Raw genomic sequence first — 24384 nt, 5'->3', positions numbered from 1 at the left:
CCCCAGCCTCATGAAAATCGCTTTCCTCGCCGATCCTCTGGATACGTTCAAGACGTACAAGGATTCCACCTTCGCCATGATGCGCGAGGCCGCACGCCGCGGACACAGCATCTACGCCTTCGAACAGGGCGACCTGGTGCTGGAAAACGGCCTGGTGACTGCCAATGCCTTCAAGATCACGCTGACCGGCGAGGCCGATGACTGGTACCGTGCCGACAAGCCGGCGTCGTCCTTCCTCTCCGAATTCGATGCGGTGATCGTGCGCAAGGATCCGCCCTTCGACATGGAGTACATCTACACGACGTACTTGCTGGAGCTGGCCGAGAAGCAGGGGGCGCGCGTATTCAACAAGCCGGCCGCCATCCGCAGCCACAACGAGAAACTGGCCATTGCCCAGTTCCCGCAGTACACCGCGCCGACCCTGGTCACGCGCGACGCCAAGCGCCTGCGCGCCTTCCACGACGAGCACCAGGACGTGATCCTGAAGCCGCTCGACGGCATGGGCGGCATGGGGATCTTCCGCGTCAAGGCCGATGGCATGAATCTGGGCTCCATCATCGAAACCCTGACCGACAACGGTCAACGCACGATCATGGCGCAGCGTTTCATTCCCCAGATCAGCGCAGGCGACAAGCGCATTCTCCTGATCGGCGGCAAGGTGGTGCCCAATGTGCTGGCACGCATTCCGCAGGGCAACGAGGTGCGCGGCAACCTGGCCGCAGGCGGTCTGGGCAAAGCGCAGCCGGCATCGGCTCGCGACATCGAGATCGGCGAGGCTTTGGGGCCGATCTTGTATCAACGTGGCCTGTTACTGGTAGGATTGGACGCTATCGGCGACTATCTCACCGAAATCAACGTCACCAGCCCGACCTGCTTCCAGGAAATTACCCAGCAGACCGGCTTTGATGTGGCGGCGATGTTCGTGGACGCGCTGGAGGCAGCCGCAGGGGCAGCAGAGGTTAGAGGGTCGGTCGGATAATGGGATCGACAGAGCATGACGGGCTGCTCGGGGAAAAGCGCGTCGCAACAGATGGCAACAATTCCATGGTTGGTATTCTTCTCTTGACGCACGCCCCGCTGGGGCAAGCTTTCCTGGCCGCCGCCACGCACGTTTTCCGCGGCCGCCCCGAACGGATGGAGGCGATCGACGTGATCGCCGACCAGAACCCGGCGGAAGTGCAAAAACTGGCCATCGAGGCGGTCGGACGCCTCGATGATGGCAGCGGCGTACTGGTCATCACCGATGTGATGGGCGGCACGCCCTCCAACTGTACGGGCTTCCTGTGCGGCTTGGGCAACGTCCAGGTGATCGCCGGCATCAGTCTGCCCATGCTGCTGCGGGCGCTGACCTACCGTAACGATACGCTGGATGTAGTGGTGGAAATGGCGCTGGCAGGGGGCCAGAATGGTGCGGTGCGGATCGACAACCGCATCCGGGTGGCGGCCTCGGCCTGAACCTTGCTTGCCCGGCTGCATCGAACCGCGCCAATACGATAAAAACGAAAGCAGAACATGATTCAAAGAGAACTCGAAATCGTCAACAAGCTGGGCCTGCATGCACGCGCCTCGGCCAAGCTGACCCAACTGGCCGGCAAGTTCAAGAGCGAAGTCTGGCTGACCTTCAACAAGCGCCGCGTCAATGCCAAGTCCATCATGGGCGTGATGATGCTGGCCGCTGGCAAGGGCAGCATCGTCACCCTGGAAACCAACGGCGCCGATGAGCAGGAATGCTTCACCGCCCTGGAAGCGCTGATCGCCGACAAGTTCGGCGAAGGCCAGTAAGCCCCTTCACCGCGCTGGCGGTATTGCGCCGCAACACTGCGGCGCGGCTGGAATGCTTCTTGCGATATGTCAAGGCCCGCGCATTTCCTGTGCGGGCTGAAACAATGTTCATATACGCTGCCTGTCCATCTGTCTTCAGTGTGTCGCGCCCGGTCCTGATTGCCAAACCGTACATTGTTCGGTAACTTGCTCCAGCTACCGCGCGCAGGCAACACGGCGGACTATAAGAAAACAGGCAGGAGATACGCGATGGCTTCATTCAGCTTACATGGAATCGCGGTGTCGCAAGGCATCGCCATCGGACGCGCGCACTTGATGGCGCCGGCCGCACTGGACGTCAAACACTACCTGATCGCGCCCGACCAGGTCGAGGCCGAGATCGACCGCTTGCGCAGCGCGGTCAAGGCGGTGCACCAGGAACTTCATATCATCCGCTCGGAATTGCCCAAGGATGCGCCGCCCGAGCTGGGCGCGTTCATTGATGTGCATTCGCTCATTTTGTCGGATCCGATGCTGGCCGAGGTGCCGCAGGACATCATCCGGCACCGCTACTACAACGCCGAATGGGCGCTGGTGACCCAGATCGAGGAATTGTCGGCCCAGTTCGACGAGATCGAAGACCCTTACCTGCGCGAGCGCAAGGCCGACATCCAGCAGGTCGGCGAGCGCATCCTCAAGATCCTGACCGGCAGCGCCACCCACCTGCCGCCCACCGGCGAGGCCGCCGCCAACATCATCGTGGTGGCCCACGACATCTCGCCGGCCGACATGCTGCAGTTCCGCGAGAGCGCCTTCGCCGGCTTCGTCACCGACCTGGGCGGTCCCAACTCGCACACCGCCATTGTGGCGCGCAGCCTGGCCATTCCGGCAGCCGTCGGCATGCACAATGCGTCGGTGCTGGTGAAGCACGATGATGTGCTCATCATCGATGGCGACGCCGGTGTGGTCATCGTCGATCCTTCCCCGCTGGTATTGGCGCAGTACCGCGCACGGCAGGAACGGCTGCTGCGCGAGCGGAAGAAACTTTCACGTCTCAAGAAAACCCCGGCCATCACCCAGGATGGCGAACCGATCACGCTCCTGGCCAACATCGAGCTGCCCAACGATGCCGCCAACGCCTTCGAGGCGGGCGCGATGGGTATCGGGCTGTTCCGGTCGGAATTCCTGTTCATGGGGCGGGCCGGGCATCTGGAGAAATTCCCCAGCGAGGATGAGCAGTTCGAATCCTACAAGCAGGCCGTCATCGCCATGAAGGGCAGGGTGGTCACCATCCGTACCCTGGACGTGGGGGCCGACAAGCCGCTGGACGAGGATGAGGAAACCGCCCTGAACCCGGCGCTGGGTTTGCGCGCCATCCGCTACTGCCTGTCCGAGCCGCAGATGTTCCTGACGCAGCTGCGGGCCATCCTGCGGGCGTCGGCCTATGGTCCGATCAAGCTGCTGGTGCCGATGATGGCGCATGCCTTCGAGATCGACCAGACCCTGGCCATGATCGAACAGGCCAAGCAGCAGCTGCGCGACCGCAAGCAGAAGTTCGATGAAGAGATCCCGGTCGGTGCCATGATCGAGATTCCGGCGGCCGCTTTGGCGCTGCCCTTGTTCATCAAGCGGCTGGACTTCCTTTCCATCGGCACCAACGACCTGATTCAGTACACCCTGGCCATTGACCGCGTGGACCATGAGGTGGCGCATCTCTACGATCCGCTGCATCCGGCGGTGCTGTTCCTGCTCTCGACCGTGATTTCACAAGGCCGCAAGGCGGGCATTCCGGTGTCGGTGTGCGGCGAAATGGCCGGTGACCTGAAATGGACACGCCTGCTGCTGGGCATGGGGCTGCTGGAGTTCTCCATGCATCCCTCGCAGATCCTGTCGGTGAAGAACGAGATCCTCAACAGCGACTTGCGCCTGCTGGAGCCGCAGGTCAAGAAGGTCCTGCGTGCCACCGAGCCCGCTGCCATCAGTGCGGCCATGGCGCAGTTGCAAGCCTTGCACGCCGAGCCGGCCGTGGCCGAAGCCAAGGTGGCGGCGCGCCGCCGCTAGCCGCAAGGGAGCCGGGCAGGGCCGTTTGACGGGCCTGCCCGACTTGGGTATTCTTACGCCACTGCGCCGATTTGAACGGTTTGACCAACTTCAGCTTGCGGGCGCCGGGATCCTGATCCCATCTAAATGCGGCTAAAGCGAGCTTGGATCAGCTGTTCCTCCCAAGACTGCCCCGCCCCATCGATGAGTGAGCCCGCAAGCACTGCTTCCGGGCTTTTTTGTTGCCCGCGCACGAGACTGGCCACGCCGCCCGGCGAAGCGACCGCCAATGCCGCTCCCCGGAGCCGGCTGGCGCCGAGTCACTTACGCAGAACAATCATGTCGATCGGAATCGTATCGCCCCAGGTCATGCATTTCGCCGAGCCGCTGCCGCTGCAAAGCGGTGCCGCGCTGGCGGACTACTCGCTGACCTATGAAACCTACGGCACCTTGAATGCCGACAAATCCAATGCCGTGCTGGTCTGCCATGCGCTCAATGCTTCACATCACGTGGCTGGCGTCTACGCCGATGCCCCGGACAACGTGGGCTGGTGGGACAACATGGTCGGTCCCGGCAAGTCGCTGGACACCGACCGCTTCTTCGTCATTGGCGTGAACAACTTGGGTTCCTGTTTTGGCTCGACCGGGCCGATGCATCCGAACCCGGCTACCGGCCAGCCCTATGGCGCAGACTTCCCGGTGGTGACGGTGGAAGACTGGGTCAACGCCCAGGCGCGCCTGGCCGACCGGCTCGGCATTGACTGCTTTGCCGCCGTCATGGGCGGCTCGCTGGGCGGCATGCAGGCGCTGGCCTGGAGCATGATGTATCCGGACCGCCTGCGCCACTGTCTGGTGATCGCCTCCACGCCCAAGCTGTCGGCGCAGAACATCGCCTTCAACGACGTGGCGCGCCAGGCCATCCTGACCGATCCCCAGTACCACGGTGGCGATTTCTATGCGCACGGCGTGGTGCCCAAAAATGGCCTGCGGGTGGCACGCATGGTGGGCCACATCACCTACCTGTCGGACGACGACATGGCCGAGAAATTCGGCCGTGACCTGCGCTCGGGCGAGTACCAGTTCGGTTATGGTGTGGATTTCGAGATCGAATCCTACCTGCGCTACCAGGGCGACAAGTTCTCGACCTACTTCGACGCCAACACCTATCTGCTCATCACCAAGGCACTGGACTACTTCGATCCGGCGCGCGAATTCGGTGGCGACCTGGCGCGCGCTTTCGCCCGCACGAAGGCCAAGTTCCTGCTGGTGTCCTTCACGACCGACTGGCGCTTCTCGCCCGAACGCAGCCGCGAGATGGTGCAGGCGCTGGTGGCCAACAAGCGCCGCGTGAGCTATGCCGAAATCGACGCCCCGCACGGGCATGACGCTTTCCTGCTGGACGATGCGCGCTACATGAAGGTGGTGCGCGAGTACTACGGAAGCATCTGGACTGAACTGCAGCAGGAGGGCCGCGCATGACTTTCGAACAATTGAGCGCGCTGCGCCCCGACCTGGCCTTCATCGCCCACTGGGTGCGCGAGAAGTCGCAGGTGCTGGATCTGGGCTGCGGCGATGGCGTGATGCTGGACTATCTGCAATCCGACAAGGGCTGCTCGGGTTATGGTGTGGAGATCGACGATGAGCAGATCCCCAAGTGCGTGGCGCGCAATGTCTCGGTGATTCAGCAGGACCTGAACGGTGGCCTGGCCATGTTCGAGGACAATGCCTTCGATACCGTGCTGTGCCTGTCGGCGCTGCAGATGGTCAAGGATGTGGAGGGGACCTTGCGCGAGATCGCCCGGGTCGGGCGCGAGGTGACGGTGTCCTTCCCCAACTTCGCCTACTGGCCGCACCGCGTGGCGCTGCTGCGCGGACGCATGCCGGTGTCCAGAAGCCTGCCCTACCAGTGGTACGATACGCCGAACCTGCGCTGCGCCACGATCAGGGACTTTGAGGCGCTGGCCAACGAGCTGGGCCTGGAAGTGCTGGAATGCGTGGCCCTCAAGGATGGCAAGCCCGTGCGCTACTTCCCGAACTGGCGCGGCAGCCTGGCGGTCTTCCGGCTGCGCAAGAAATAAGCTGAAATCGCATCGCCAAGTTTTTGCAAAGAGCTTCACCATGCCCCGCAGACGCCGGTCCGGCAGTGCCTATCGCTGGCGACCGGCGGTTTTTGTTTCATGTTTCGCGTTTTTCGAGCTGATCCGCCCATGACCGCACCCGCCGCTTCCTGGCAGCAATACCTGAACCGGCGCATGCTGATCTGCGTCTTCCTCGGATTCACTTCCGGCCTTCCGCTGTTCATCCTGCTGAGCCTGTTGCAGGCCTGGCTGGCCAAGTCCGGCTTGAACGTCAAGACACTCGGGCTGTTTGCGCTGGTGATGTTCCCCTACACCTGGAAGTTCGTCTGGTCGCCGCTCATGGACCGCTTCCACTTCGGCCGCATCGGTCGCCGGCGCGGCTGGATGGTGTTTACCCAGCTGCTGCTGTTCCTGGCTATCGGCGGCATGGGCATGCTCGATCCGCTCACTGACGTGAGCACGATTGCCTTCATGGCCTCGGTGGTGGCCTTTCTCTCGGCCAGCCAGGACATCGCCATCGATGCCTACCGGCGCGAGATCCTGCCCGAAGCCGAACTGGGCCTGGGCAGCGCCATCCACGTCAATGCCTACAAGCTCTCCGGCATGGTGCCGGGCGCGCTGTCGCTGGTGCTGGCCGACCAGATGCCATGGCCGACCGTGTTCTGGATCACTGCAGCCTTCATGCTGCCGGGGCTGCTGTGCTCGCTGGTGGTGAAGGAGCCCAAGGTCTACGGGACGCCACCCAAGAGCCTGACTGAAGCCGTGGTGCTGCCTTTCCGCGAATTCATCGCCCGGGGCGGCTGGGGCAATGCGCTGTGGGTGCTGGGCTTCATCTTCCTCTACAAGCTGGGCGACAGCATGGCCACGGCGCTGGCCACCAAGTTCTACATCGACCTCGGCTTCTCGATGACGGAGATCGGCGTGGTCTCCAAGACGACCAGCCTGTGGGCCAGCGTGGCCGGCGGCATCATCGGCGGCATCTGGATGGTACGGCTGGGTATCAATCGCGGGCTGTGGGTGTTCGGGGTACTGCAGGCGGTACCCATCCTCGGGTTTGCCTGGCTGGCCCACGTCGGTGCCAGCCTGCCGGTGCTGGCGGTGGTGATCGGGCTGGAAGCCTTTGGTGTGGGCCTGGGGACCACGGCCTTCGTGGCCTACATCATGCGTGAGACCGATCCGCGCTACACCGCCACGCAGTTTGCTTTGTTCACCAGTTTGATGGCCGTGCCTCGAACTTTTGTGAATTCTTCGGTGGGTTACATCGTCGCCGACACCGGCTGGTTAAATTTTTTTCTAATTTGTTTCGTTCTGGCCTTGCCTGGAATGCTGATGTTGCCTAGAATTGCGCCCTGGAATGAAAAGCCGGTTGAGTCGCAGACACAAAAAGCCTGAAGATTCGAAAAAACGTCGCGGGTCGTTCCTCTGAGCAATATCCGGCAGTTGATAAAATATTTTGCCCTGAAGCGAAAATTTAGTTGACAGTCTAGAGATGTTCCTCTATAGTTTTGAGTTCCCTGCACGGAGAGGTGGCCGAGTGGTTAATGGCAGCAGACTGTAAATCTGCCCTCTTACGAGTACGCTGGTTCGAATCCAGCCCTCTCCACCAATAGGCCGGGAGTCAAAGCAGTCTGCAGTACATACGCGATCGAAAGACGCGGCGGTTGTGAAGTGAACGTAGTTTCCTCGCGGGTGTAGCTCAATGGTAGAGCTGAAGCCTTCCAAGCTTAAGACGAGGGTTCGATTCCCTTCACCCGCTCCAAGTTTTGGTCCGGTTGCATGTTTGGTTGTTGTGCAGTCGGAAAAATGCCCTTGTAGCTCAGTGGTAGAGCACTCCCTTGGTAAGGGAGAGGCCACGTGTTCAATCCACGTCAAGGGCACCAGTTTCTCGTCGTATCGCTGACAAGTCAGTAATCAGTCGGGCGTGTTGCCTGGACATTCTCATCAAATTTAGGAGTCTAAGATGGCAAAAGGCAAGTTTGAACGGACCAAGCCGCACGTGAACGTCGGCACCATCGGTCACGTTGACCACGGCAAGACCACCCTGACCGCTGCAATCGCAACCGTTCTGTCGAAGAAGTTCGGCGGCGAAGCGAAGGCCTACGACCAGATCGACGCAGCGCCTGAAGAAAAGGCACGCGGCATCACCATCAACACCGCACACGTCGAATACGAAACCGCAAACCGTCACTACGCACACGTTGACTGCCCAGGCCACGCCGACTATGTGAAGAACATGATCACCGGCGCAGCCCAGATGGACGGCGCGATCCTGGTGTGCTCGGCCGCTGACGGCCCGATGCCCCAGACTCGCGAACACATCCTGCTGTCGCGTCAGGTTGGCGTTCCTTACATCATCGTCTTCCTGAACAAGGCTGACATGGTGGACGACGCTGAACTGCTGGAACTGGTGGAAATGGAAGTCCGCGAACTGCTGTCGAAGTACGAGTTCCCTGGCGACGACCTGCCCATCGTGAAGGGTTCGGCCAAGCTGGCGCTGGAAGGCGACACCGGTCCCCTGGGTGAGCAAGCCATCATGGCCCTGGCCGAAGCTCTGGACACCTACATCCCGACCCCGGAACGTGCCGTTGACGGTACCTTCCTGATGCCGGTGGAAGACGTGTTCTCGATCTCCGGCCGTGGCACCGTGGTGACCGGTCGCGTTGAGCGCGGCATCATCAAGGTCGGCGAAGAAATCGAAATCGTCGGTATCGCTGACACCCAGAAGACCACCTGCACCGGCGTGGAAATGTTCCGCAAGCTGCTGGACCAAGGTCAAGCTGGCGACAACGTTGGCGTGCTGCTGCGCGGCACCAAGCGTGAAGACGTGCAGCGTGGCCAGGTTCTGGCCAAGCCGGGTTCGATCAAGCCGCACAAGCACTTCACCGGCGAGATCTATGTTCTGTCGAAGGATGAAGGCGGCCGTCACACCCCGTTCTTCAACAACTACCGTCCGCAGTTCTACTTCCGTACCACCGACGTGACCGGTGCGATCGAACTGCCGAAGGACAAGGAAATGGTCATGCCGGGCGACAACGTGTCGATCACCGTGCAACTGATCAACCCGATCGCCATGGAAGAAGGTCTGCGCTTCGCTATCCGTGAAGGCGGCCGTACCGTCGGCGCCGGCGTGGTTGCCAAGATCTTCGACTAAGATCAAGCTGTAAAACACTTTGCCGCGGTGCGTAACGTATCGCGGCATTCGTGTCTCAATCGCGAGTTTTTGTAGGGGCGTAGCTCAATTGGCAGAGCGTCGGTCTCCAAAACCGAAGGTTGGGGGTTCGATGCCCTCCGCCCCTGCCACCGAATCTGGTGCAGGGTACTGAAAGTAAATATGTCTAGCCAGCCAGTTCAAACCGTCAACACCTCCAACGACAAGATCAAGATCGCATTGGCGATCGTGGCTGTGGTTGCAGGCGTAGTCGGTTTTTTTGTGTTGTCTGATCAGTCGACTCCGGTGCGCGCTGTCGCCCTGGTCGCCGGTCTGCTGGTGGCTGTGGCGTTTGCTTGGACGTCTGCACAAGGCCGCGGCTTCGTCGGTTTCGCCAAGGAATCCGTGCGCGAAACCAAGAAAGTCGTCTGGCCCACCCGCAAGGAAGCCATGCAGATCACGGCGGTGGTCTTCGCCTTCGTGCTGATCATGGCCATCTTCCTCTGGGGTACGGACAAGTTGCTCGAGTTCCTGTTGTACGACGTAATTTTGGGCTGGAAATAACATGAGCGATAGCACGCAAGACAGCGCACCGATTGGTGCGCAAAGCGTTTCAAGCGCAGGAAACAAGCGCTGGTACGTGGTGCATGCATATTCCGGCATGGAAAAGAGCGTGCAGCGCGCGCTGACCGAGCGTATCAACCGCGCCGGCATGCAAGAACAGTTCGGCCAGATCCTGGTGCCGACTGAAGAAGTCGTTGACATGAAGAATGGTCACAAGTCCGTGACCGAGCGTCGTTTCTTCCCGGGCTACGTCCTGGTCGAGATGGAAATGACGGACGAGACCTGGCACCTGGTGAAGAATACCGCCAAAGTGACCGGTTTCATCGGTGGCAAGTCGAATCGTCCGACTCCGCTGCCGCAGCGCGAAGTGGACTCGCTGCTCCGCCAGATGCAAGAAGGCGTCGAGAAGCCCCGTCCGAAGGTGCTCTACGAAGTTGGCGAAATGGTCCGTATCAAGGAAGGCCCGTTCACCGACTTCAACGGCAACGTCGAGGAAGTGAACTACGAGAAATCGCGCGTGCGCGTCTCGGTCACCATCTTCGGTCGCGCCACCCCGGTCGAACTCGAATTCGGCCAACTGGAAAAAGTCTGATCCCGCCCTCCGGAATCCCGCCTTTCCCTGTCAAGTTTTCAACGCCCGCTGGAGCGTACCGGACAAGTCATCGTCCGATCATCCAGTCATCCGAGGAGCCGCAGTAAGGAGCCGCAAGGCGAATGACACGGCGCTACAACTCAATCAATAAGGAGCCGTCATGGCAAAGAAGATTATTGGTTTTATCAAGCTGCAAGTGCCAGCTGGTAAAGCAAACCCGTCCCCCCCGATCGGCCCGGCCCTGGGTCAGCGCGGTCTGAACATCATGGAGTTCTGCAAGGCCTTCAACGCCCAGACTCAAGGTGTCGAACCCGGTCTGCCGATTCCGGTCGTGATCACCGCCTTCGCGGACAAGTCCTTCACCTTCGTGATGAAGACCCCGCCGGCGACCATCCTGATCAAGAAGGCTGCTGGTATCCAGAAGGGTTCCGCCAAGCCGCATACCGACAAGGTCGGCAAGATCACCCGCAAGCAAGCGGAAGAGATCGCAACCCAGAAGAAGCCGGACCTGACCGCTGCTGATCTGGAAGCTGCCGTGCGTACCATCGCTGGTTCCGCACGTTCGATGGGCATCACGGTGGAGGGTCTGTAATGGCTAAGGTATCCAAGCGCGTCAAGGCAATGAAGGAAAAGGTCGATCGTACCAAGGCCTATCCGTTCGACAACGCCGTTTCCCTGATCAAGGAATTTGCAACCGCCAAGTTCAACGAATCGATCGACGTCGCCGTCCAGCTGGGCGTGGACGCGAAGAAGTCGGACCAAGTGGTCCGTGGTTCGGTGGTGCTGCCTGCCGGTACCGGCAAGACCGTTCGCGTGGCCGTGTTCGCCTCCGGCGACAAGGCTGAAGCTGCCAAGGCAGCCGGCGCTGACGTGGTCGGCATGGAAGACCTGGCAGAGCGCGTGAAGGCCGGCGACATGCCGTTCGACATCGTCATCGCTTCGCCCGACACCATGCGTATCGTCGGTACCCTGGGTCAGATCCTGGGTCCCCGCGGCCTGATGCCTAACCCGAAGGTTGGCACCGTGACCCCGGACGTGGCAACTGCCGTCAAGAACGCCAAGGCTGGTCAAGTGCAATACCGTACCGACAAGTCCGGTATCATCCACGCCACCATCGGCCGCAAGTCGTTCTCCGACGCCGATCTGAAGGCCAACCTGCTGGCCCTGATCGATGCCCTGAACAAGGCCAAGCCGGCCAGCAGCAAGGGTGTGTACCTGCGCAAGATCGCTCTGTCGTCCACCATGGGCGCTGGCGTTCGCGTGGACCAGGCTTCCCTGGCTGCCTAAGCAAGCAATACAGTCCCCGTTTCCGTAAGGAAACGGGGCATCTCTTTGGGCTGTCGCAGTTGAGCGCAATCAGCAATCGATTGCGGCAGGCCTTCAAAGACCGTTGGGCGGAAGCCGGCAGCAACAAGCCGGACGAAGTTAAAAATGCTGGCCGCAAGTCCAGTGAACCCAACGCAGATGGTGAACCCGAGCAAGTTTCGTAGTCTCAGGCAGCATATTCAGTTTTGCCCTATGCTGCAGTGAACTCCTAAACGTCGGACGCCGTGTTCGAACCGGTGCAAGGCAAGCAGGCAGTGGCCTGTGTAGTGGCCGAGTACTATTTTTGGAGGTTGATCTTGAGTCTCAATCTGAATGACAAGAAGGCCGTCGTCGCCGAAGTTTCCGCAAAGGTAGCAACTGCGCAAACGATCGTCGTGGCCGAATACCGTGGCATCCAGGTTGGTTCCTTGACGCAACTGCGCGCACAAGCGCGTGCCCAAGGCGTGTACCTGCGCGTGTTGAAAAACACGCTGGCTCGTCGCGCTGTTGAAGGCACGAAGTTTGCCGACCTCGCCCCGCAACTGACCGGTCCGCTGATCTACTCGATCTCGGAAGATGCCGTGGCCGCTGCCAAAGTCCTGTCGGACTTTGCCAAGACCAACGACAAGCTGGTTGTGAAGGCAGGTAACTACGAAGGCAAGCAGCTGGACAAGGCTGCTGTGGCTTCGCTGGCAAACATCCCGTCTCGCGAAGTTCTGCTGGCCCAGGTCCTGGGCATGATGCAGGCTCCGGTGTCGGGCTTTGCGCGCGCTCTGGCTGCCCTGGCAGCCAAGAAGGAAGCCGAAGCCGCATGATGCACGGCCGCCTGAGGCGGCCCCGCTCTGCAGTTTCGATGCTTTCGCGTCACTACCAATCTGATGTTATTACCGAAATAAATTTAGGAGTTTCAAATGGCAATTAGCAAAGAAGACATCCTGGAAGCCGTTGGCGCGCTGTCCGTGATGGAACTGAATGATCTGGTCAAGGCATTCGAAGAGAAGTTTGGTGTTTCCGCTGCCGCAATGGCCGCTCCCGCTGCTGGCGGTGGCGCTGGTGCCGCTGCTGCTGCTGAAGAGCAGACCGAGTTCACCGTTGTGCTGGCTGAAGTCGGCGCCAACAAGGTCGGCGTCATCAAGGCCGTGCGTGAAATCACCGGTCTGGGCCTGAAGGAAGCCAAGGATCTGGTTGACGGTGCACCGAAGCCGGTCAAGGAAGGCATCGCCAAGGCTGACGCTGAAGCTGCCAAGAAGAAGCTGGAAGAAGCTGGCGCCAAGGCCGAACTGAAGTAATTCTCTTGCCTACCAAGGCGAGTCATTACTCCGGAGTCAAAGTGCAGAATCCCTTGAAAAAGGGATTCGGCTTTGGCTCCTTTGTCGTTTCTTATTTTTGCTGGTGATGTTGATGCGCCGCAGTATTCGTTGTCGGGAATATTAAGCGCGATCTCAGCAAAAAACTAGGGTAGACATTTGAAGATTTGAGTGCCGATGGCCCGGACTGCTTTGCCGGCAAGTCGCGCGGTCTGATCGAATCTTGAATTCTCTATCCTTCCTGTCACTCACGGAGTGTCCATGCACTACTCATTTACTGAGAAGAAGCGCATTCGCAAATCCTTCGCGAAACGCGCAAACGTCCACAACGTTCCGTTCCTGCTCGCGACTCAGATCGAGTCGTATCAGAATTTCCTGCAACCCGAACGTGCCGCATCGGAACGCAAGAATGAAGGCCTGCAATCGGCTTTCACCTCGATTTTCCCCATCGTGTCGCACAATGGCTTTGCGCGCCTCGAATTCCTGTCGTATGTGCTGGGCGCTCCGCCGTTTGACGTCAAAGAGTGCCAACAACGTGGCCTGACCTTCGCGTCCCCGCTGCGTGCCAAGGTGCGCCTGGTGATCCTGGACAAGGAATCGCCGACCAAGCCGGTCGTCAAGGAAATGAAGGAACAGGAAGTCTACATGGGCGAACTGCCCCTGATGACCACCACCGGTTCCTTCGTCATCAACGGCACCGAGCGCGTGATCGTGTCCCAGCTGCACCGCTCCCCGGGCGTGTTCTTCGAACACGACCGCGGCAAGACGCACTCGTCGGGCAAGCTGCTGTTCTCGGCCCGCATCATTCCTTACCGTGGCTCCTGGCTGGACTTCGAATTCGACCCGAAGGACATCCTGTTCTTCCGCGTCGACCGCCGCCGCAAGATGCCGGTGACGATCCTGCTCAAGGCCATCGGGATGACCTCCGAGCAGATCCTGGCGAACTTCTTCGTCTTCGACAACTTCAACCTGCACGCCGAAGGCGCGGACATGGAGTTTGTCTCCGAGCGCCTGCGCGGTGAAGTCGCACGTTTCGACATCACCGACAAGTCGGGCAAGGTGATGGTCGCCAAGGACAAGCGCATCAACGCCAAGCACGTGCGTGACATCGAAGCCGCCGGCATCAAGCACATCTCCGTGCCTGAGGACTACCTGCTGGGCCGCGTGCTGGCCAAGAACATCGTCGATCCGGAGACCGGTGAAGTCGTGGCCAGCGCCAACGACGAGCTGACCGAAGAACTGCTGGCCAAGCTGCGCGAAGCCAACATCTCGGCCATCCAGACCCTGTACACCAACGACCTGGACCAGGGCGGCTACATCTCGCAGACCCTGCGTACCGACGACACCGCTGACCAGACCGCTGCACGCGTGGCGATCTACCGCATGATGCGTCCTGGCGAACCGCCGACCGAAGAGTCCGTGGAAGCCTTGTTCAACGGCCTGTTCTACAGCGAAGACCGTTACGACCTGTCGGCCGTGGGCCGCATGAAGTTCAACCGTCGCGTCAGCCGCGACGAGCTGACCGGTCCGATGACCCTGTCCAATGACGACATCCTGGCCGTCATCAAGATCCTGGTCGAACTGCGTAACGGCCGTGGCGAAGTCGATGACATCGACCACCTGGGCAACCGTCGCGTGCGTTGCGTGGGCGAACTGGCCGAAAACCAGTTCCGCGCCGGCCTGGTGCGCGTGGAGCGCGCTGTCAAGGAACGCCTGGGCCAAGCCGAGGCGGACAACCTGATGCCGCACGACCTGATCAACTCCAAGCCGATCTCGGCTGCCATCCGTGAGTTCTTCGGTTCGTCCCAGCTGTCGCAGTTCATGGACCAGACCAACCCGCTGTCGGAAATCACGCACAAGCGCCGCGTTTCCGCCCTGGGCCCTGGCGGTCTGACCCGCGAACGTGCCGGCTTCGAAGTGCGCGACGTGCACCCGACCCACTACGGCCGCGTCTGCCCGATCGAAACGCCTGAAGGCCCGAACATCGGCCTGATCAACTCGCTGGCGCTGTATGCCCGCCTGAACGAATACGGTTTCCTGGAAACCCCGTACCGCAAGGTCGAGGGCAGCAAGGTCACCAACCAGATCGACTACCTGTCGGCCATCGAAGAAGGTCGTTACGTGATCGCCCAGGCGAACGCGACCATCGACGGCGAAGGCAAGCTGTCCGACGAACTGGTGTCGGCCCGTGAAGCTGGCGAAACCATCCTGGTCTCGCCGGAACGCGTGCAGTACATGGACGTGGCCCCGGGCCAGGTGGTGTCGGTGGCAGCCTCGCTGATTCCGTTCCTGGAACACGATGACGCGAACCGTGCACTGATGGGCGCCAACATGCAGCGCCAGGCCGTGCCTTGCCTGCGTCCGGAAAAGCCGCTGGTCGGCACCGGCATCGAGCGTACCGTGGCAGTCGACTCGGGTACCACCGTGCAAGCCCTGCGTGGCGGCGTGGTGGACTACGTCGATGCAGGCCGTGTGGTGATCCGCGTCAACGACGAAGAAGCGCAAGCTGGCGAAGTCGGTGTGGACATCTACAACCTGATCAAGTACACCCGTTCCAACCAGAACACCAACATCAACCAGCGCCCGATCGTCAAGATCGGTGACCGCGTGGCCAAGCATGACGTGATCGCCGACGGTGCCTCCACCGACATGGGCGAGCTGGCCCTGGGCCAGAACATGCTGGTGGCGTTCATGCCCTGGAACGGCTACAACTTCGAAGACTCGATCCTGATCTCCGAGAAGGTCGTGGCTGATGACCGCTACACCTCGATCCACATCGAGGAACTGTCGGTCGTTGCACGTGACACCAAGCTGGGTGCAGAAGAAATCACCCGCGACATCTCCAACCTGGCCGAGAACCAACTGGCCCGCCTGGATGAGTCGGGTATCGTCTACATCGGCGCCGAAGTCGAAGCCGGCGACACCCTGGTCGGCAAGGTCACCCCGAAGGGCGAGACCCAGCTGACTCCGGAAGAGAAGCTGCTGCGCGCGATCTTCGGCGAGAAGGCTTCTGATGTGAAGGACACCTCGCTGCGCGTGCCCTCGGGCATGGTCGGCACCGTCATCGACGTGCAAGTGTTCACCCGCGAAGGCATCCAGCGTGACAAGCGCGCCCAGCAGATCATCGATGATGAACTCAAGCGCTATCGCCTGGACCTGAACGACCAGCTGCGTATCGTGGAAGGCGATGCCTTCCAGCGTCTGGAGCGTCTCTTGATCGGCAAGGTCGCCAACGGCGGCCCCAAGAAGCTGGTCAAGGGCACCAAGCTGGACAAGGCTTACCTGGACGACCTGGACAAGTTCCACTGGTTCGACATCCGCCCGGCCGATGACGACATCGCCAACGCGCTGGAAGCCATCAAGGAATCCATCGCCGAGAAGCGTCACCAGTTCGACCTGGCCTTCGAAGAGAAGCGCAAGAAGCTGACGCAGGGCGACGAACTGCCTCCTGGCGTGCAGAAAATGGTCAAGGTCTACCTGGCCGTGAAGCGTCGTTTGCAGCCTGGCGACAAGATGGCCGGCCGTCACGGTAACAAGGGTGTGGTCTCGCGTATCCTGCCGATCGAAGACATGCCGCACATGGCCGACGGTACCCCCGCCGACATCGTGCTGAACCCGCTGGGTGTTCCGTCCCGTATGAACGTCGGCCAGGTGCTGGAAGTTCACCTGGGCTGGGCGGCCAAGGGTCTCGGCCTGCGTCTGGGCGAGATGGTGCAGGCGCAAGCCAAGGTCGCGGAACTGCGCAAGTTCCTGACCACCATCTACAACGAATCGGGCAAGAAGGAAGAACTGGATACCTTCAGCGATGAGGAAATCATCGAGCTGGTGACCAACCTGAAGAAGGGCGTGCCCTTCGCGACCCCGGTGTTCGACGGTGCGCATGAAGAAGAAACCCGCCGCATGCTCGATCTGGCCTATCCGGACCCGATCGCCAAGCAGCTGGGCATGACCCCGTCCAAGAACCAGGTCACCATGTATGACGGCCGTACCGGCGAAGCTTTCGAGCGCACCGTGACCGTTGGCTACATGCACTACCTGAAGCTGCACCACCTGGTCGACGACAAGATGCACGCTCGTTCCACCGGCCCGTACTCGCTGGTGACCCAGCAGCCGCTGGGCGGCAAGGCGCAGTTCGGCGGCCAGCGTTTCGGCGAAATGGAAGTGTGGGCACTGGAAGCTTACGGTGCCTCCTACGTCCTGCAGGAAATGCTGACGGTGAAGTCCGACGACGTGAACGGCCGTACCAAGGTGTACGAGAACCTGGTCAAGGGCGATCACGTGATCGATGCCGGCATGCCGGAATCCTTCAACGTGTTGGTGAAGGAAATCCGCTCGCTGGGTATCGACATCGACCTGGAACGCGAATGATGTAAAGGGGTGCGTGGCGCAGGCTGCGCACCCCGCCGGTTTTTCCGGCAAAACAAGAATTCAAGAATTCAGTAGTGACGCATCGCTCCACGGGCGATGTGAACGAATCAAGAGATTCAACAGATTCAAGAGATTCAAGCGAAGTACGGCAGTAAGCTGGGGAGGTCTGTCCCGGTATCGAGCGGCACCACGAAGCAGAGGCTTCGCTGGCTCTCCCGCCGATGCGAACAGGGTTAAGCAGGGTGAACCGGCCACACGTAAATTTAGTTTCTCACGCCAACCTGGAGTGATACATGAAAGCACTGCTCGATCTATTCAAGCAAGTCCAGCAAAACGAACAATTCGACGCGATCAAGATCGGTCTGGCTTCGCCTGACAAGATCCGCTCGTGGTCCTTCGGCGAAGTCAAGAAGCCGGAAACCATCAACTACCGTACCTTCAAGCCTGAGCGCGACGGCCTGTTCTGCGCCAAGATCTTCGGCCCCATCAAGGACTACGAGTGCCTGTGCGGCAAGTACAAGCGCCTGAAGCACCGTGGCGTGATCTGCGAGAAGTGCGGCGTGGAAGTGACTCTGGCCAAGGTGCGCCGTGAGCGCATGGGCCACATCGAGCTGGCTTCCCCGACTGCCCACATCTGGTTCCTGAAGTCGCTGCCGTCCCGTCTGGGCATGGTGCTGGACATGACCCTGCGCGACATCGAGCGCGTGCTGTACTTCGAAGCCTACGTCGTGACCGATCCTGGCATGACCCCGCTGAAGAAGTGCCAGATCATGTCCGAAGACGACTACGCCGCCAAGTACGAAGAGTACGGCGACGACTTCATCGCCTTCATGGGCGCCGAAGGTATCCGCGAACTGCTGCGCTCGATCGACATCGACCGCGAAGCGGAAACCCTGCGCCAGGAACTGAAGGACTCCAAGTCCGAAGCCAAGATCAAGAAGTACGCCAAGCGCCTGAAGGTGCTGGAGGCGTTCCAGCGCTCGGGCATCAAGCCCGACTGGATGATCATGGAAGTGCTGCCCGTGCTGCCGCCGGAACTGCGTCCGCTGGTGCCACTGGATGGCGGCCGCTTCGCGACCTCCGACCTGAACGACCTGTACCGCCGCGTCATCAACCGTAACAACCGCCTGAAGCGCCTGATGGAGCTGCGTGCTCCAGAAATCATCACGCGCAACGAAAAGCGCATGCTGCAGGAAGCGGTGGACTCGCTGCTGGACAACGGCCGTCGCGGCAAGGCCATGACCGGTGCCAACAAGCGCCCGCTGAAGTCGCTGGCCGAAATGATCAAGGGCAAGGGCGGCCGTTTCCGTCAGAACTTGCTGGGCAAGCGCGTGGACTACTCCGGCCGTTCGGTCATCGTGGTGGGCCCGCAGCTGAAGCTGCACCAGTGCGGCCTGCCCAAGCTGATGGCCCTGGAACTGTTCAAGCCCTTCATCTTCAACAAGCTGGAACTGATGGGTCTGTCGACCACCATCAAGGCCGCCAAGAAGCTGGTGGAAGCGCAAGAGCCGGTGGTCTGGGACATCCTGGAAGAAGTCATCCGCGAACACCCGGTCATGCTGAACCGCGCGCCGACCCTGCACCGTCTGGGCATCCAGGCGTTCGAGCCGGTCCTGATCGAAGGCAAGGCGATCCAGCTGCACCCGCTGGTTTGCGCGGCGTTCAACGCCGACTTCGACGGCGACCAGATGGCTGTCCACGTTCCGCTGTCGATCGAAGCACAGATGGAAGCCCGCACCCTGATGCTGGCCTCCAACAACATCCTGTTCCCGTCCAACGGCGAACCGTCGATCGTGCCGTCCCAGGATATCGTGCTGGGTCTGTACTATGCCACCCGTGAAGCCATCAACGGCAAGAACGAAGGCATGATGTTCCAGGACGTGTCCGAAGTCATCCGCGCTTACGACAACAAGGAAGTCGAGCTGGCTACCCGTATCACGGTGCGTATCGTGGAACACCCGAAGGATCCGGTCACCGGCGAATTCGTGCGTACCGTCAAGCGCTACGAGACCACCATCGGCCGCGCCATCCTCTCCGAGATCCTGCCCAAGGGCCTGCCGTTCTCGGTGCTGAACCGCGCGCTGAAGAAGAAGGAAATCTCCAAGCTGATCAACACGTCCTTCCGCAAGTGCGGTCTGCGTGCCACCGTCGTGTTTGCCGACCAGCTGATGCAGTCGGGCTTCCGCCTGGCGACCCGCGCCGGTATCTCCATCTGCGTGGACGACATGCTGGTGCCGCCGCAAAAGGCCACCCTGATCGCGGCTGCCGAATCGGAAGTCAAGCAGATCGAACAGCAATACTCCTCCGGTCTGGTGACCGCAGGCGAGCGTTACAACAAGGTTGTGGACATCTGGGGCAAGGCCGGTGACGAAGTCGGCAAGGCCATGATGGACCAGCTGAAGGTGGAAGACGTCATCACCCGCGAAGGCAAGAAGACCACTCAGGAATCGTTCAACGCGATTTACATGATGGCCGACTCCGGCGCCCGTGGTTCGGCTGCCCAGATTCGCCAGCTGGCCGGTATGCGCGGCCTGATGGCCAAGCCTGACGGCTCCATCATCGAGACGCCGATTACCGCGAACTTCCGCGAAGGCCTGAACGTGTTGCAGTACTTCATCTCGACGCACGGCGCCCGTAAGGGTCTGGCCGACACCGCGCTGAAGACCGCAAACTCCGGTTACCTGACCCGTCGTCTGGTGGACGTGACCCAGGATCTGGTCGTGATCGAAGACGATTGCGGCACCTCCAACGGTTCGGCCATGAAGGCGCTGGTTGAAGGCGGTGAAGTCATCGAAGCCCTGCGCGACCGTATCCTCGGCCGTGTGGCTGCGACCGACATCGTCAACCCGGAAGATCAAGCCACCCTGTTCGAAGCTGGCACCCTGTTGGACGAAGACAAGGTCGAAGAGATCGAACGCATGGGTATCGACGAAGTGAAGGTGCGTACTCCGCTGACCTGCGACACCCGCTATGGCCTGTGCGCCAAGTGCTATGGCCGCGACCTGGGCCGTGGCCTGCTGGTGAACTCCGGCGAAGCGGTTGGTGTGGTGGCTGCGCAGTCCATCGGTGAGCCGGGTACCCAGCTGACCATGCGTACCTTCCACATCGGTGGTGCGGCATCGCGTGCAGCGGTGGCCTCCTCGGTGGAAGCCAAGTCCAACGGCACCGTGCGCTTCACCGCAACGATGCGTTACGTGACCAATGGCAAGGGCGAACAGATCGTCATTTCCCGTTCCGGCGAAGTGCTGATCACCGACGACCTGGGCCGTGAGCGCGAGCGTCACAAAGTGCCGTACGGCGCCACCCTGATCGTCAAGGATGGCCTGACCATCAAGGCCGGTACCGCCCTGGCAACCTGGGATCCGCTGACCCGTCCGATCATCACCGAGTACTCCGGTACCGTGAAGTTCGAAAACGTGGAAGAGGGCTCCACCGTGGCCAAGCAGATCGACGAAGTCACCGGTCTGTCGACCCTGGTGGTCATCGATGCGAAGCGCCGTGGTCCTTCCTCGAAGGTCATGCGTCCGCAGGTGAAACTGCTGAACGAACAAGGCGAAGAAGTGAAGATCGCCGGCACCGAACACTCGGTGACCATCGGCTTCCAGGTCGGCGCGCTGATCACCGTCAAGGACGGCCAGCAAGTGCATGTGGGTGAAGTGCTGGCCCGTATCCCGACCGAATCGCAGAAGACCCGTGACATTACCGGTGGTCTGCCGCGCGTGGCCGAGCTGTTCGAAGCCCGTTCGCCGAAGGATGCCGGCATGCTGGCCGAAGTCACTGGTACCGTTGCCTTCGGCAAGGAAACCAAGGGCAAGCAGCGTCTGGAAATCACCGACATGGAAGGCACCAAGCACGAGTTCCTGATCACCAAGGACAAGCAAGTGCTGGTGCACGACGGCCAGGTGGTGAACAAGGGCGAAATGATCGTCGACGGTCCGGCCGATCCGCAGGACATCCTGCGCCTGCTGGGTATCGAAGCGCTGGCCCGCTACATCGTGGACGAAGTGCAGGACGTGTACCGTCTGCAGGGCGTGAAGATCAACGACAAGCACATCGAAGTGATCGTGCGCCAGATGCTGCGCCGCGTGCAAGTGGTGGAGCCGGGCGACACCAACTACATCACCGGTGAGCAGGTCGAGCGCTCCGAACTGCTGGACGAGAACGACCGCGTGACCGCCGAAGGCAAGATCCCGGCGACCTACGAAAACGTGCTGCTGGGTATTACCAAGGCATCGCTGTCGACCGACTCCTTCATCTCGGCCGCATCGTTCCAGGAAACCACCCGCGTGCTGACCGAAGCGGCGATCATGGGCAAGAAGGACGGCCTGCGCGGTCTGAAGGAAAACGTCATCGTCGGCCGCCTGATCCCGGCCGGTACTGGCCTGGCCTTCCACCGCGCCCGCAAGGAAAAGGATGCATGGGAAGCCGAAGAGCGCGCAGCACTGCTCGAAGCCGAACGTGCCTCCCGTTCCGACTTCGCCGACGAGGAAGTCTCCTCAACCGAATCCATCGGTGGCGGCGAAGGCGAAGCGTAAGCATCGCCGGCAAGGCATCAAGGGGTGGCCAGCTGGACCGGCCACCCCGGCAAAACAACAAGCTGCAAGAAAGAACGGCACCGGAAGCAATTCCGGTGCCGTTTTTTCGTTCATGGGGGGTGTTTGCCGGGGCATCACGGCCTTCATATCCCTGTTTGTCCCTACTGGCGGTAGGCCTTGCTGCTTGCGGCATTGCCAAGGATGAGTGAATCTTTTATCATCTCCAAATAATAATGATTCTCATCTTATTCCCGTCGCGTGGAATCAATCTTCATATCGATGACGACCTGTTTCCACAGGCCGTTTTTATCCAAGAGGTAGCCAGCCAGCGCTAGTAACCGAACCAGACCAAGGGGTGGTTACCAGTGTTTCCAAGCAAATCGAAGTGTGCAGCGGCCGTGTTCCTGGCGCTGCAGCAGTGGCTGTGTGCGAGTGCCTTTGCGCAATCGGCCGATGCCAATACCCAAAACGATACCGCTCGCGCGTCGGCGAGTGAATCCATCACCTTGGCGCAAGCCAGCGGCAAGAAGCTGCAGGACGTGGTGGTCACGGCCAATCGTTCCGGCAGCAGTGACCTCGATCACGCGGCCGCCACTGTCTCCGTCATCACCTCCGACGAGATCGAGGAGCACAACGCCAAGGACATCAAGGATGCCTTGCGCTACGAGCCGGGGGTGGAGGTGCGGCGCTCGGTGTATCGCATGTCCGGCATCACGGGGGCGACGGCCACCACCGGGCGTGGCGGCAATGAGGGCATCACCATTCGTGGCCTCGATGGCAATCGCGTGCTGATGCTGGAGGATGGCATCGTCATGCCGCGCGCTTTCAGCCAAGGCGTGGCCAGCGTGGGGCGGGGTGCGACTACGGACACCGAACTGTATCGCCGCATCGAAGTGCTGCGCGGGCCTGCGTCTTCGCTCTACGGCAGCGATGGGCTCACCGGCGCGGTCAACTTCATCACCAAGGACCCTTCCGACTTGCTGGACGTTTATGGCAAGTCCAGCTATTTCTCCTTCAAGCCTTCCTACGACTCGGTCGACAAGAGCTTTGGCGCGACCGCCAGCGCGGCCTGGGGCGGCCAGCAATGGCAGGGAATGCTGATCCTCAATGCGCGCCACGGCAACGAAAGCGACAACAAGGGGACCAACGACGTGCGCGGCAGCGCCCGCACCACGCCCGACCCGATGAGCACTACCAATCGCTCGGCCCTGGGAAAACTGGTCTTCAAGCCCAATGGCATCGACACCTTCAAGCTCACCCTGCAGGCTACCGAAGAGCGAGAGAGCGGGGACAGCCTCTCTGCGATCGGCAATGGTGTGACCGCCTACAGCACCAGCAGCAAGTCCACCGGCCAGCGCGTCACGCTGGCCTATGAACGCAACGATGCGGATCAGCCGTGGATACAGAAATTCAAGGCCAGCCTCACTTATCGCAGTGCCGACACCGACCAGCTCACCAATGAAGCCGGCACCAGCACGGCGACGATCGTGCGGCCGCGTTTCCGTGCGGTTTCCTATAGCGACCAGATGATCAGCGGCAGCCTGCTGGCCGAGAGCAACTTCGGCTCCGATCGCTGGCGGCACAAGCTGGTCTATGGGCTGGACCTGAGCCTGTCCACCTTGCAGACCAGCGCCGACGGCACCGGCTGGACCAGTTGCACCGGCACGCAGTATTGCCAGTACTTCCCCAAGACCGAGAGCACCCAGCTCGGGGCCTATGTGCAGGATGAGATGCGCACCGGCGCGCTGACCACCATCGCCGGCCTGCGCCTGGACAGCTATGAACTCAAGCCCAAGGCCAGCGCGAAATATGACGCCCAGGCCATCGCCAACGGGCAGCCTGCAGTGAGCAGCCGCGACAGCGCCTTTTCGCCGCGCCTGGCGTTCCTCTATGAAGTCACGCCGGCTTTCATCCCCTACATCCAATATGCGCGCGGCTTCCGTTCGCCTTCGCCGCAGGAGATCAATTCCTTCTTCAACAATACCGTCTATCGCCAGATCTCCAGTCCTGACCTCAAGCCCGAAACCAGCAACACGGTCGAAGTCGGCCTGCGCGGCAAGCTGGCGGCCGGGCCCGGAGCGTTGCGCTACAGTGCGGCGGCATACAAGGGCAATTACCGCAACTTCATCGACCTCGTGACGGTGGGCGGCAACCTCACGGCGGCCAACCCGACCATCTTCCAGTACCGCAATGCGGCCAAGGCCGAGATCCACGGGCTGGAAGGGCGGATCGATTACGCGCTCGACAATGGCTTCACCGTCAAGGGCGGGTTCGCCTGGACCAAGGGAACTACGACCACCAATGGCGTCGAGCAGGGACTGGAATCCGTGGCCCCGCTGTCGGTGGTGGCGGGCCTGCGCTATGAGCGTGCCCAGCAGTGGTTCGTGCAGAGCGACCTGGTCTACAACGCGGCCAAGAAGAAGGAAGACATTCCGACCGCCACCAACTTCGTCTCGCCCTCCTTCTTCGTGATGGATCTCTCGGGTGGCTATCACCTCACCCGCAACATGACCGTCACCGCCGGCATCCGCAACCTGTTCGACCGCAAGTACTGGAGCTGGACCGACATCCGCGGCTTGTCGCTGGCCGACAGCGCGGTCAACAAGGATGCCTATACCGAGCCGGGGCGCAGCTTCAACGTCAGCCTGAAGATCGCCTACTGAGTCGCCGGACCCATCCATCTCTC

Annotated in this window: 17 protein-coding genes and 4 tRNA genes; all 21 read left to right on the top strand. The window is 60.9% G+C overall.

From position 1 onward, the window contains the following. Window positions 1–10 precede the first annotated feature (10 nt). The 21 genes from gshB to ACWHXP_RS19905 all read left to right on the top strand — a co-directional run bounded on the left by gshB (window position 11) and on the right by ACWHXP_RS19905 (window position 24361). The gene (gshB, locus tag ACWHXP_RS20005) at window positions 11–979 is read left to right on the top strand and encodes a glutathione synthase (protein WP_489624351.1); all 969 of its coding nucleotides are present in this window, start codon (window positions 11–13) and stop codon (window positions 977–979) included. Window positions 980–1044: 65 nt separating this feature from the next. Then, a complete protein-coding gene (locus tag ACWHXP_RS20000; RefSeq protein ID WP_008334083.1) occupies window positions 1045–1455 on the top strand; it encodes a PTS sugar transporter subunit IIA in 411 nt (136 codons plus the stop codon). Between the two features lie 57 nt (window positions 1456–1512). Next, entirely contained in the window at window positions 1513–1782 is a 270-nt protein-coding gene (locus tag ACWHXP_RS19995; protein WP_489624352.1) for an HPr family phosphocarrier protein, read from the top strand. A gap of 249 nt (window positions 1783–2031) precedes the next feature. After that, the gene (gene ptsP / locus ACWHXP_RS19990) at window positions 2032–3822 is read left to right on the top strand and encodes a phosphoenolpyruvate--protein phosphotransferase (RefSeq protein WP_489624353.1); all 1791 of its coding nucleotides are present in this window, start codon (window positions 2032–2034) and stop codon (window positions 3820–3822) included. A gap of 318 nt (window positions 3823–4140) precedes the next feature. After that, the gene (metX, locus tag ACWHXP_RS19985; RefSeq protein WP_034337477.1) at window positions 4141–5280 is read left to right on the top strand and encodes a homoserine O-succinyltransferase MetX; all 1140 of its coding nucleotides are present in this window, start codon (window positions 4141–4143) and stop codon (window positions 5278–5280) included. Then, window positions 5277–5879 (top strand): methionine biosynthesis protein MetW, encoded by a 603-nt coding sequence (metW, locus tag ACWHXP_RS19980; RefSeq protein WP_034337480.1) that lies wholly within the window; start codon window positions 5277–5279, stop codon window positions 5877–5879. Before metX ends, metW begins: the two co-directional genes overlap by 4 nt. A 129-nt stretch (window positions 5880–6008) precedes the next feature. Further along, window positions 6009–7271, top strand: coding sequence for an AmpG family muropeptide MFS transporter (locus ACWHXP_RS19975; RefSeq protein WP_039790490.1), 1263 nt, complete (start codon window positions 6009–6011; stop codon window positions 7269–7271). A 128-nt stretch (window positions 7272–7399) separates the two neighbouring features. Further along, window positions 7400–7485 (top strand) — tRNA-Tyr (locus ACWHXP_RS19970). A 79-nt stretch (window positions 7486–7564) separates the two neighbouring features. Next, window positions 7565–7638, top strand: a tRNA-Gly gene (locus tag ACWHXP_RS19965). A 46-nt stretch (window positions 7639–7684) separates the two neighbouring features. Then, a tRNA-Thr gene (locus ACWHXP_RS19960) sits at window positions 7685–7759 on the top strand. An 80-nt stretch (window positions 7760–7839) separates the two neighbouring features. Beyond that, window positions 7840–9030 carry an elongation factor Tu gene (gene tuf / locus ACWHXP_RS19955; protein WP_008334097.1) on the top strand — a complete coding sequence of 397 codons (1191 nt, stop codon included), beginning with the start codon at window positions 7840–7842 and terminating at the stop codon, window positions 9028–9030. A gap of 73 nt (window positions 9031–9103) precedes the next feature. After that, window positions 9104–9179, top strand: a tRNA-Trp gene (locus ACWHXP_RS19950). Window positions 9180–9210: 31 nt separating this feature from the next. Further along, window positions 9211–9591, top strand: a complete 381-nt coding sequence (secE, locus tag ACWHXP_RS19945) for a preprotein translocase subunit SecE (RefSeq protein WP_013232176.1) — start codon at window positions 9211–9213, stop codon at window positions 9589–9591. A gap of 1 nt (window position 9592) precedes the next feature. After that, complete coding sequence (gene nusG, locus ACWHXP_RS19940) at window positions 9593–10183, top strand: transcription termination/antitermination protein NusG (RefSeq protein ID WP_034333546.1); 591 nt, start codon at window positions 9593–9595, stop codon at window positions 10181–10183. 160 nt (window positions 10184–10343) lie between these two features. Further along, the gene (rplK, locus tag ACWHXP_RS19935) at window positions 10344–10775 is read left to right on the top strand and encodes a 50S ribosomal protein L11 (RefSeq protein ID WP_007875265.1); all 432 of its coding nucleotides are present in this window, start codon (window positions 10344–10346) and stop codon (window positions 10773–10775) included. Beyond that, complete coding sequence (gene rplA / locus ACWHXP_RS19930) at window positions 10775–11470, top strand: 50S ribosomal protein L1 (protein ID WP_008334113.1); 696 nt, start codon at window positions 10775–10777, stop codon at window positions 11468–11470. The genes rplK and rplA overlap by 1 nt, the downstream gene beginning before the upstream one ends. A gap of 335 nt (window positions 11471–11805) precedes the next feature. Beyond that, window positions 11806–12303 (top strand): 50S ribosomal protein L10, encoded by a 498-nt coding sequence (gene rplJ, locus ACWHXP_RS19925; protein ID WP_006465496.1) that lies wholly within the window; start codon window positions 11806–11808, stop codon window positions 12301–12303. 96 nt (window positions 12304–12399) lie between these two features. After that, window positions 12400–12777 carry a 50S ribosomal protein L7/L12 gene (gene rplL / locus ACWHXP_RS19920; protein WP_034333536.1) on the top strand — a complete coding sequence of 126 codons (378 nt, stop codon included), beginning with the start codon at window positions 12400–12402 and terminating at the stop codon, window positions 12775–12777. A 279-nt stretch (window positions 12778–13056) separates the two neighbouring features. Then, the gene (rpoB, locus tag ACWHXP_RS19915; RefSeq protein WP_034333534.1) at window positions 13057–17163 is read left to right on the top strand and encodes a DNA-directed RNA polymerase subunit beta; all 4107 of its coding nucleotides are present in this window, start codon (window positions 13057–13059) and stop codon (window positions 17161–17163) included. A gap of 293 nt (window positions 17164–17456) precedes the next feature. Then, complete coding sequence (gene rpoC / locus ACWHXP_RS19910) at window positions 17457–21698, top strand: DNA-directed RNA polymerase subunit beta' (RefSeq protein WP_039790487.1); 4242 nt, start codon at window positions 17457–17459, stop codon at window positions 21696–21698. Between the two features lie 365 nt (window positions 21699–22063). Then, window positions 22064–24361, top strand: coding sequence for a TonB-dependent hemoglobin/transferrin/lactoferrin family receptor (locus ACWHXP_RS19905; RefSeq protein WP_489635227.1), 2298 nt, complete (start codon window positions 22064–22066; stop codon window positions 24359–24361). The last annotated feature ends 23 nt before the right edge of the window (window positions 24362–24384 follow it).

The sequence above is a fragment of the Herbaspirillum sp. Her2 genome, assembly GCF_057961375.1.
The sequence above is the reverse complement of the archived record's forward strand: the minus strand, read 5'-3'. Positions and strand labels throughout refer to the sequence as shown.

Coding starts and splice junctions, on each gene's coding strand:
- nusG (WP_034333546.1), top strand. CDS start 9,593: ATGAGCGATAGCACGCAAGACAGCGCACCGATTGGTGCGCAAAGCGTT.
- rplK (WP_007875265.1), top strand. CDS start 10,344: ATGGCAAAGAAGATTATTGGTTTTATCAAGCTGCAAGTGCCAGCTGGT.
- rplL (WP_034333536.1), top strand. CDS start 12,400: ATGGCAATTAGCAAAGAAGACATCCTGGAAGCCGTTGGCGCGCTGTCC.
- rplA (WP_008334113.1), top strand. CDS start 10,775: ATGGCTAAGGTATCCAAGCGCGTCAAGGCAATGAAGGAAAAGGTCGAT.
- ACWHXP_RS20000 (WP_008334083.1), top strand. CDS start 1,045: ATGGTTGGTATTCTTCTCTTGACGCACGCCCCGCTGGGGCAAGCTTTC.
- rpoC (WP_039790487.1), top strand. CDS start 17,457: ATGAAAGCACTGCTCGATCTATTCAAGCAAGTCCAGCAAAACGAACAA.
- gshB (WP_489624351.1), top strand. CDS start 11: ATGAAAATCGCTTTCCTCGCCGATCCTCTGGATACGTTCAAGACGTAC.
- ACWHXP_RS19975 (WP_039790490.1), top strand. CDS start 6,009: ATGACCGCACCCGCCGCTTCCTGGCAGCAATACCTGAACCGGCGCATG.
- ACWHXP_RS19995 (WP_489624352.1), top strand. CDS start 1,513: ATGATTCAAAGAGAACTCGAAATCGTCAACAAGCTGGGCCTGCATGCA.
- metX (WP_034337477.1), top strand. CDS start 4,141: ATGTCGATCGGAATCGTATCGCCCCAGGTCATGCATTTCGCCGAGCCG.
- ptsP (WP_489624353.1), top strand. CDS start 2,032: ATGGCTTCATTCAGCTTACATGGAATCGCGGTGTCGCAAGGCATCGCC.
- rpoB (WP_034333534.1), top strand. CDS start 13,057: ATGCACTACTCATTTACTGAGAAGAAGCGCATTCGCAAATCCTTCGCG.
- tuf (WP_008334097.1), top strand. CDS start 7,840: ATGGCAAAAGGCAAGTTTGAACGGACCAAGCCGCACGTGAACGTCGGC.
- secE (WP_013232176.1), top strand. CDS start 9,211: ATGTCTAGCCAGCCAGTTCAAACCGTCAACACCTCCAACGACAAGATC.
- metW (WP_034337480.1), top strand. CDS start 5,277: ATGACTTTCGAACAATTGAGCGCGCTGCGCCCCGACCTGGCCTTCATC.